Source organism: uncultured Nostoc sp. (genome assembly GCF_964245575.1).
Taxonomy (GTDB): Bacteria; Cyanobacteriota; Cyanobacteriia; order Cyanobacteriales; family Nostocaceae; genus Nostoc.
The window spans coordinates 1-8,225 of the sequence record NZ_CAXTNP010000312.1; the positions used below are offsets into that span (position 1 = coordinate 1).

The 8,225-nt window shown below is 42.5% G+C and carries 9 protein-coding genes and 1 pseudogene; 4 read left to right on the forward strand and 6 right to left on the reverse strand.

Going from position 1 to position 8,225, the window contains the following annotated elements; translation table 11 throughout:
• Positions 1–151: 151 nt before the first annotated feature.
• The 3 genes and pseudogenes from ACFFAP_RS32525 to ACFFAP_RS32535 all read right to left on the reverse strand — a co-directional run bounded on the left by ACFFAP_RS32525 (position 152) and on the right by ACFFAP_RS32535 (position 2,270).
• Positions 152–883 carry a hypothetical protein gene (locus ACFFAP_RS32525; RefSeq protein WP_375515086.1) on the reverse strand — a complete coding sequence of 244 codons (732 nt, stop codon included), beginning with the start codon at positions 881–883 and terminating at the stop codon, positions 152–154.
• A gap of 129 nt (positions 884–1,012) precedes the next feature.
• Positions 1,013–1,511 (reverse strand): annotated as a pseudogene (locus ACFFAP_RS32530) (S-layer homology domain-containing protein); the annotation flags it as partial.
• Positions 1,512–1,739: 228 nt separating this feature from the next.
• Positions 1,740–2,270 (reverse strand): pentapeptide repeat-containing protein, encoded by a 531-nt coding sequence (locus tag ACFFAP_RS32535; RefSeq protein ID WP_375515087.1) that lies wholly within the window; start codon positions 2,268–2,270, stop codon positions 1,740–1,742.
• 279 nt (positions 2,271–2,549) lie between these two features.
• Between ACFFAP_RS32535 and ACFFAP_RS32540 the strand changes: the two genes are divergently transcribed.
• Complete coding sequence (locus tag ACFFAP_RS32540) at positions 2,550–3,440, forward strand: hypothetical protein (RefSeq protein WP_375515088.1); 891 nt, start codon at positions 2,550–2,552, stop codon at positions 3,438–3,440.
• A gap of 383 nt (positions 3,441–3,823) precedes the next feature.
• On the opposite strand, the gene ACFFAP_RS32545 is transcribed toward ACFFAP_RS32540, so the two are convergent.
• Both ACFFAP_RS32545 and ACFFAP_RS32550 read right to left on the reverse strand, forming a co-directional pair.
• Positions 3,824–4,075: a hypothetical protein gene (locus ACFFAP_RS32545; RefSeq protein WP_375515089.1), complete on the reverse strand. Its 252-nt coding sequence runs from the start codon at positions 4,073–4,075 to the stop codon at positions 3,824–3,826.
• 83 nt (positions 4,076–4,158) lie between these two features.
• On the reverse strand, positions 4,159–5,553 hold the full coding sequence (locus tag ACFFAP_RS32550) for a TldD/PmbA family protein (protein ID WP_375515090.1): 1,395 nt from the start codon (positions 5,551–5,553) through the stop codon (positions 4,159–4,161).
• Between the two features lie 15 nt (positions 5,554–5,568).
• Here ACFFAP_RS32550 and ACFFAP_RS32555 point away from each other — a divergent pair, with 15 nt between their 5' ends.
• From ACFFAP_RS32555 to rpsU, 3 genes are all read left to right on the forward strand, one after another.
• Positions 5,569–5,703 carry a hypothetical protein gene (locus ACFFAP_RS32555; RefSeq protein WP_375515091.1) on the forward strand — a complete coding sequence of 45 codons (135 nt, stop codon included), beginning with the start codon at positions 5,569–5,571 and terminating at the stop codon, positions 5,701–5,703.
• A gap of 195 nt (positions 5,704–5,898) precedes the next feature.
• Positions 5,899–6,219, forward strand: a complete 321-nt coding sequence (locus ACFFAP_RS32560) for an RNA-binding protein (protein ID WP_109007425.1) — start codon at positions 5,899–5,901, stop codon at positions 6,217–6,219.
• Between the two features lie 120 nt (positions 6,220–6,339).
• Entirely contained in the window at positions 6,340–6,531 is a 192-nt protein-coding gene (gene rpsU / locus ACFFAP_RS32565) for a 30S ribosomal protein S21 (protein WP_109007426.1), read from the forward strand.
• A gap of 762 nt (positions 6,532–7,293) precedes the next feature.
• Here the strand turns inward: rpsU and ACFFAP_RS32570 are convergent.
• A complete protein-coding gene (locus ACFFAP_RS32570; protein ID WP_375515092.1) occupies positions 7,294–7,461 on the reverse strand; it encodes a CopG family transcriptional regulator in 168 nt (55 codons plus the stop codon).
• Positions 7,462–8,225: the final 764 nt, after the last annotated feature.

Genomic DNA, 8,225 nt, shown 5'->3' on the forward strand with positions numbered 1-8,225 from the left:
AGGCACAGGTTTGGGAATCTCGATTGGTTATCATATGGTCACAGAAGCACACAGTTGTACTTTCCAGTGTTTCTCTTCCTCTAGCGAGGGTGCAGAGTTTATCATTCAGATTCCAATACTTGGGATTGCAATGGTAGACACATTACAAGGTCTATTTGCCAGACATCGCTTTGAGTTTAGATGTAAAAGATTCAGAGCGATCGCTTTTTTCTGGAGTAAATTGCCCGATTGGGGCATGAATGGCAGCAGGTGGGAGCAGTTTTGGCTGTCGTTGGTGAGGAATTGGTGATGGTGAAGGCGATGGACTTTCTTGTGAAGCTCGCCTTTGACTGATAGCAGATGATAACTGATATGTTGTTGAAGAAGCAAATTTTCCCGAAAGGGGAGACTTCAGGACAGTTTTATTGTCCCTAGCTTCCTCCTTCGCTTCTTCATCTACAGATGTTTTTTGTTCGGAACTTTTCAGTTGTAGAGTTGCAGTATTGCTTTTTTGATAGCCGTTGCGAATCTTAGCCGGTGGTAATTGAGGACTCGTGACTTTCTCTACAGTGGAGTTTTTCTTCGCTGGCGGTAGGGCTGGCGCAGGCGATGAAGTTAAACTTTGAGGAAATTTGCTACAAATCATCCGTTCAAATTCCATGTTGAAATGATATGAAGCCTGATCCCGGCGCTGCCAAAATACTAAAATTTGCTGCACGGAAACAGCTTTATAACGACCTTGATATAGTGCCTCAATCACTGCCAGGTGGAGCCAATTAAGCGGGTATTGCGTTTGCCAACGCTCAACTAGCTCATTGGCAGTATAGCCACTGAGATCGAAACTATAGTTAATTAATAAAGCGATCGCCAAGTTGGCAGAAGTATCTGGAAGTGTTGTTAACATGGGGCTATTAGCTTTAGGCAATAGGTCTAAGATTTTTCACCCATCGCATATTAGCCTAGCGTGCTTTTAACTACATGGTTTTTTTCCCAAGAGTACCAAGCCGATAAGCAGTGTTTCCTATTTTACTTGTCAAGTTCTAGAATGCAACCCTACATAGACTGATTTAATCGCAGATGTTTGCCCAATGGCGACTAATCCCTGATAAACTATTGCTGCAACTTCGGCGCGTGTTGCCGGACATGAAGGTGTAAGCAGTTTGGTCTCTGGATAGTTGACAAATATTATTCTTTATGGCATAAGTGGCAACAGCTTTTCCGGCATAGTCGGGAATGGTATGACGATCGCTATAAACTTCTAAAATATCGCTATCAACAGCTGGTAGTCCCAGTCCGTTTACTAGCGAGACAATCACCTGTAGCCGTTGGACATTCTGATCGAGGCGAAAAGTGCCGCAGCTACGCCCGTCGTAGACATCGCTAAATCCGCCAACAAAGCCACCGCTAGCCGCGATTTGGATAGCGCTATAAGCCCAAAAATCCTTGGGTACATCAGTAAAATCAGGGGCTGAGATTTTGGGAAATGGGTTAAAAGCGATCGCCACTAGAGTTGCATACTGGGCGCGAGTCACGTCTCCAAGAGTTGGCTTTACGCTGCGCTAACAAAATTCAATAATTTTTAATCCCCATACTTCGGCTCCTTTCGACTTACTTCGGCTACGGTTCCATCAAGCGACTTGTACTGAGCGTAGTCGAAGTAAGTCGAGATGCTCAGTACAAGTCGCTCAGTAACCATAAATAAATTTACTTGCTCTGTATCATCAGTCTGTTTCGGTCATGGGTTTATCTGGCTGGTAGTGTCACACATTCTCATCCAGGACTGTTCCTTCTATATTGGCTCCATCCAAATTTGCTCCGCTCAAATTTGTCTGGTTCAAATCTGCTTGAGTGAGATTTGCTTGGGATAAGTCGGCTACAGTTAAGTCTGCACCACTCAAATCGGCTCCATCTAAATTCGCCGCTATCAAACTAGCTTCCTGCAAATCCGCTTCACTCAAGTTAGTTTCAATCAGTTTAGCAACCGTCAAATCAGCCTGACTCAAATTAGCTCCTTCCATTGCTGCTCCATCCAAAATAGCTCCATCCAAGATAGCTCCGCTTAAGTTGCTACCACTGAGGTCAGCATTGCTCAAATCTGCTCCATTTAAGTCGGCCTCAATCAAACTGGCTTGGGCTAAATTAGCGTGACTCAGATTAGCTCCATCTAAAATTGCTCTATCTAAAATTATGCTACTGAGATTGGCTTCCCTTAAGTTTGCCTCGCTCAAGTTAACACCAGTAAAGTCTCTGACACCTGCGGCATAGTTTTTCAGGAGTTGATCTGCTTTCATATCTGTCGCTGTGTTAAGGAACGTTTAATTAAAGCTATCCAGCTTACTCAGACAGGCAGTAAATCCCCAGGACGCGCCACGGAGGATTGGTGTGGTGAATCAAACCGGAGTGAATATCGAATCACCTTTATCTAAATTAGCCATCCTCAACTACTGGCGCTACTACCTAGAGTTGTGATTTATTTTCTTACTTGGGAGGGATGTTGAGGGATTTAAAAACTTAAGCATTAGTGCAAAGCGATCGCTATACTCAATTGTGGTGTTCATCTGGCAGAGGTTATGGTAAAACCAATTCGTATTCTTTTGCAGACTACGATTCCTACGACTGAAGATGACTGGAGCATTTTTCGTTTCTCGATGTTACAAGATTACTTAGCATCGATTAAAGACGAAGCAGCAAACTCCTTATTTGAAGTTACGGGACGCGATTACGAATCAGATGCAGTAGGCAGTGACCCAATTTTAAGTAGTCTCGACAAATCAGATTTTGATGAACTTTGGCTATTTGGATTAGAGGTGGATAAGGGTTTAACCGAAAAAGACATTGCCGGAATTAATGCCTTTCGGCAACGCGGTGGCGGTATTTTGACAACACGCGATCATCAGGATATGGGTTGTTCGATGTGTAATTTAGTTGACATTGGTGATATCCACTATTTCAACACCAAAAATCCTGATCCCGATGAATCGCGCTGGAGCCGAGATGACTCATACACAACTTATATATCCTGGCCCAACTATCATTCTGGAGCTAACGGCGATTATCAAAAAATTACGATTGTTGAACCCATTCACGAACTTTTAAAAAATCCAAATTCCCCTTCGGGAAGTATCGAATTTTTCCCAACACATCCCCATGAAGGCGGTATTGGCGTGCCTTTAGGAAATGCAAACGCGCGGGTAATTGCTTTGGGTAAAAGTTTAGTTACAGGTCGTAACTTCAATCTGGTTGTAGCGATCGAGCATCATCAAGATGAACAGGGGAATATACTAGGACGAGCAGTAGCTAACTCTAGCTTCCATCATTTAGTAGATTACAACTGGGATATTAACAAAGGCTGTCCCACTTTTGTAGATGAAGCACCGGGAGATGGTATGAAAAAAGAGCCACGCGCTTTAGAAGATATCAAAACCTATGTGCGTAACGTCGCTTTCTGGCTAGCAAATTAATTTGAATTGAGTCATTCTCCCCTGAAACTAATAGGGGAGCATCCAGTTTTGGAAGAAATACCTGGCGATTATAAATTGCAGCTATAGCAGTCCTAAATCATTTGTGAAAATTCTATATCTCTTTCTTCTTTCTTCCCTTTGCGTCCTTGGCGTTCTTCTCTAACGAGACGCTGCACGATGGCGGTTCGTTTCCTTATCTATATTTTTCACGACTCCTGCAAGGATTGCTATATACAAACTAAACCTGCGAAGGCGGGTTTCAAGGAGTCCGCGACGAAGGCGGACGAGAGTTTGTGTAGCTACAGACTTCTAGTCTGAGGTCAATTCACCAAAACAGGATGCTCCTGACTAATAGTCTGTCAAGCTAGTTTTGATGGTTGGTACTAAATACAGCATTTCATTAATTCGTAGCGAATTAAATTTGGCAATGCCAATGCATCGGCTGACAATGCCAATGCATCCGCTAACAATGCCAATGCATCCGTTAACAATGCCAATGCATCCGCTAACAATGCCAATGCATCCGCTAACAATGCCAATGCATCGGCTGACAATTCCAATGCATCGGCTGACAATGCCAATGCGTCCCCTTGCATTAAAAACGCTACGATTTTACGCAAAGCTGTAGTAAGCACTTTAATCTTTATTTTTTAAACACTAAAGTGCTTACTACAAACTTGTTTAATACAGAGCTAATGCTACAACGGTTGGGTGGGGTTTACGTTTCTCCACCAACCACTACATCTCGAATTCGCAGACTAGGGCCACCACAACCCACTGATAAACCATTTTGCCCTCCCTTACCGCAACCACCGGATTCATCCCAGTTAAAATCATCACCAATTGCCTCAATATCCGCTAAAGTTTGGAATACATTTCCCGAAAGCGTTACATCCCGCACAGGTTCGGCAATTTTGCCGTTTCTAATCATCCACGCTTCTCCAGCACTAAAGGTGAACATTTCTCCATTCGTCATCCCACCTAACCAATTACGGGCATACACTCCTTCTTTGATATCAGTGAATAAGTCTTTGACTGGTGTTTTACCCCGTTCAATCCAGGTATTTGTCATCCGCACAATGGGAGTAAAGTGATAGTTGAGACATCGAGCGTTACCCGTAGGCGCTTCCTCTAATTTGCCAGCAGTTTCACGAGAATGTAAACGTCCAACTAAAACTCCATCTTTAATTAGTTGAGTAGTAGTAGCAGGCGTGCCTTCATCATCGTAAAAATAGCTACCGCGATGTCCCTCTGGGGCAGCACCATCAAAAATTTGGAGTTCTTCTGGGCCAAACCGCCGTCCGATGGTCATGACTTCTAGAAGATCGGGATTTTCATAAGCCATATCAGCCTCAGAAAGATGTCCAAAGGCTTCATGGACAAACAAACCCGTGAGAATTGGGTCAATGACTACGGTATAAGTATTGCCTTTGGCCGATGGCAGAGATAAAGCTGCGATCGCTCTTTGAGCGGCACCTTTTACCTGTTCATCCAAATTAGTTAAATCTTCGTAAGCTTTGCGAGAGCCAGTAGTTTCCCGTCCAGTTTGTACGGTTTCGCCATTTCTGGCGGTGGCGGCAAAGCGCATTTCCATATCCACCCAAGATTGCTCGATCAAAGTGCCTTCTGAGGTAGCAATAATCACTTTTTGGGCGCTGTCACCATAACGCACCGAGGTAGTGGTAATCCGATGATCAACGCTTTTGAGCAATTCAGTATAGTGATCGCACAATTGTTTTTTCTTCGAGAGTGGGATTTTTCGGGGATCGGTGCCTTTTAGGGGTAGAATGCATACTGCTTGCACTGGGTCAATAGGTGCAAGTAAAGTTTCTTCATCACCAACCATCCGCGCAGCAGCGATCGCTTCTTCTATCCGATCCTGAATTGTCGCCAATTGGTTAAAGCAGCTCAAACCCCATCCACCTTTATAACAAGCGCGAATATGTCCACCAATGGAGATGCCAACGCTTAGGGTTTCTACCTTGTCGCCACGCAACAAGATATCAGTCCCTTCTGCTTCTTCAAGGCGAATCATCAGATAATCTACACGCTCAGAGTAGCGGGCGATCAGGTCAGAAAGTAAATTTTGTGCGTCAGCAAGTGTAGTCGGCATTTCCAGGTAGTAACAATGACGAACTGCATTTATTTTGCAATTAATTGGGGAATATCTGCTACTCAATATTATGAGGTGAATGGGGACTGGGGATTGGGTACTTGGGACTGGGGACTGGGGATTGGGTACTTGGGACTGGGTAATAAATAAATTTTTCTCCAATCCCCAATCCCTAATCTTTAGTTACGGTGGGTAACAACTGAATGATGTGCTAAGGTAATTAGGTGAGAATAAAATTCGGTTACAGCGTTTGTTTTTAGTATTGACAGGCTTTTCCCTTTTGGTCTTAACAAGCTTGTCTCCGAAATCTAAATCTCTACACACCTATGATTTTGGAGATAACGCATGTCAATTTATGTAGGTAATCTATCCTACGAGGTCACACAAGAAGACCTCACATCTGTTTTTGCTGAACATGGTTCTGTAAAACGCGTTCAGTTGCCTACTGACCGTGAAACAGGCCGTCCACGCGGCTTTGCTTTCGTAGAGATGGGTACAGAAGCTGAAGAAACAGCTGCCATTGAAGCTCTTGATGGTGCTGAGTGGATGGGACGCGATCTCAAAGTGAACAAGGCTAAACCGAAGGAAGACAGAAGTGGTTCCTTTGGTGGTGGTGGCGATCGTCGCGGCGGCGGCGGTGGTGGATACAACCGAGGACGCTACTAAGCTTTAAGATCAAAAATTAAGTTTTAACGTCTTAAGGGCAGATAATGAATCTGCCCTTTTTGCGCTTCGGTCTACTGGATAGCTTAAAATTGCCCAGTACCAATTAAGTAGGAGATGAAAATGACCCAAGTATTTGTGGGCGAAAATGAAGGAATTGAGTCAGCTTTACGTCGATTTAAGAGAGAAGTTTCCAAAGCAGGTATTTTTCCAGATATGAGAAAGCATCGTCACTTTGAAACGCCTTTGGAAAAACACAAGCGCAAAGAAGTTGCAAGGCACAAACAACGTAAGAGAAATTTCCGTGCCAATTGAAAACAAGCGATACCTACGGTAAGGTACACTAACGCACTCTCTGATTAGATTCTTAGCTGTCGAAGAGGCGATCGCTGTACTCCTGCATGTAAATCTAAAGGGTAGGTTTTGGCGAAGGCATAACTGATTATGGGATGGGCATGTAAATAACGGTGTGTCCCCCAACTGCAAAAAAACTTTTGATTGTTACTTCCAGGATGGCGATCGCTATGCTGACTTTACTAAAATTTGGCTAAAAAATTTATTTTTGGCATTCCCTTAGTAGTCTACAAGACTTTTGAAGGTTCTGTCTTGGAAAGTTGAGCCAGGACTTTGGGCGAGTAATACTCGAATTGTAACCCTTCTCCGTCAGGAGAAGGGTAAAAAGTAGCATGGAAAACCCCAATTGGTCGGACTGCTGAGATGGAGATTGGGCATACATCCACTCCCAGCGATCGCAGCCTCTTGAGTAGTTCATCGATCTTGAGGGTTTGGGCAGGAATGCTTTTGCCCCTGCCTTCAAACTCCGTTAGTGATTTTCCTCGAATACGCTGGCACTAAAGACGATGAGAACAGACAGGTTTACGGATGCTTGTAGGTGAACTATTAGCTCAAAACCATCTATATTGGGCATGGCTAAATGAGCAGAATCACATCTGGATTGTGTTTAGTTGCTACCTATAGCGCGTGTTTACAGAAAAATCACTGAGAACTGTGAAACACTATCTTTTACTCAGCAATTGAGATGTGCCTATCATGATTTTGTTTTTTGTTGAGTATGATTTAGTAGCTTTGGGACACTTTTTCCTCTTGAGTAGAAAGAGAGCGAATTAACTCCCGAATTACATCGGTTGCTGGTCTTCCCGTCATTGAACAGTATTGTTCAAGCTTCTGTGCCTCACTTGATGTGAGATTGATTGTAAGTCGTTTAGCAGCCCATTTTTTATTCATGTGGTAGACAGACAAGCTATATTTTTAAACTACTTCTCTAATATCAATCTTTTAAGCTGCTACTACAAGGGTATAACTAATGACATCTAATTTAAGTAATCATGAAGCAAGATATTATGTTTTTCTAAGCAATAGTGAAAAGGTAGGGTATATTCTCAAGTATGAAGTTTAGCCACTTTTAGGGCAATAATTATAAATAGAATATAAAAGTAACATTAAAGTAAGTAAAAACAATAAGTATTCTCACCAACTGGTGTCGTCTTTTAAAGAATTAAGATGATTTGGTGAAGCAAGTCACCAAGCCATGTGCCAATCAAGATAGACAATCCTCTTTGCAGTTAGCTCTTATTTACTATGTCAAAAATCTAGGTTTATCACTTCAATTTATTAATCTAATTTATTATTTAGGCATTTAATATATTCATTTATTTATCTAACACGAATCTATATCTCCCTCATTCTTATTGCTAATTATTGAGAATAGGTTTTAATGCCATTCTTGATTATTCATGGCTACTCAAATGTATTTTTTGACTTCAGATGTCTATTTTTATTCTTGCTTGGCTTTTTTATGTCAGTAATTACTGATTGTGATAGTTGGGGTGCGGAATGTGGGTTTAAAATAAGTTCTTCTGTTGTTTTAGCAGTATATTCCAGAAAAAACAAAAGCCTTCTCAAATGACTTTGAGAAGGCTTTTGTTTGAATAAGAATCCCTGGCATTGAGCTATTTTTGCGTAGGGCTACCCCTAAACTATCGTGGCCG

Bases quoted from the DNA above. Each gene is read 5' to 3' on its own strand.
- ACFFAP_RS32525 (WP_375515086.1), bottom strand. From the start codon at position 883: ATGTTAACAACACTTCCAGATACTTCTGCCAACTTGGCGATCGCTTTA.
- ACFFAP_RS32535 (WP_375515087.1), bottom strand. From the start codon at position 2,270: ATGAAAGCAGATCAACTCCTGAAAAACTATGCCGCAGGTGTCAGAGAC.
- ACFFAP_RS32540 (WP_375515088.1), top strand. From the start codon at position 2,550: ATGGTAAAACCAATTCGTATTCTTTTGCAGACTACGATTCCTACGACT.
- ACFFAP_RS32550 (WP_375515090.1), bottom strand. From the start codon at position 5,553: ATGCCGACTACACTTGCTGACGCACAAAATTTACTTTCTGACCTGATC.
- ACFFAP_RS32555 (WP_375515091.1), top strand. From the start codon at position 5,569: ATGACGAACTGCATTTATTTTGCAATTAATTGGGGAATATCTGCTACT.
- ACFFAP_RS32560 (WP_109007425.1), top strand. From the start codon at position 5,899: ATGTCAATTTATGTAGGTAATCTATCCTACGAGGTCACACAAGAAGAC.
- rpsU (WP_109007426.1), top strand. From the start codon at position 6,340: ATGACCCAAGTATTTGTGGGCGAAAATGAAGGAATTGAGTCAGCTTTA.
- ACFFAP_RS32570 (WP_375515092.1), bottom strand. From the start codon at position 7,461: ATGAATAAAAAATGGGCTGCTAAACGACTTACAATCAATCTCACATCA.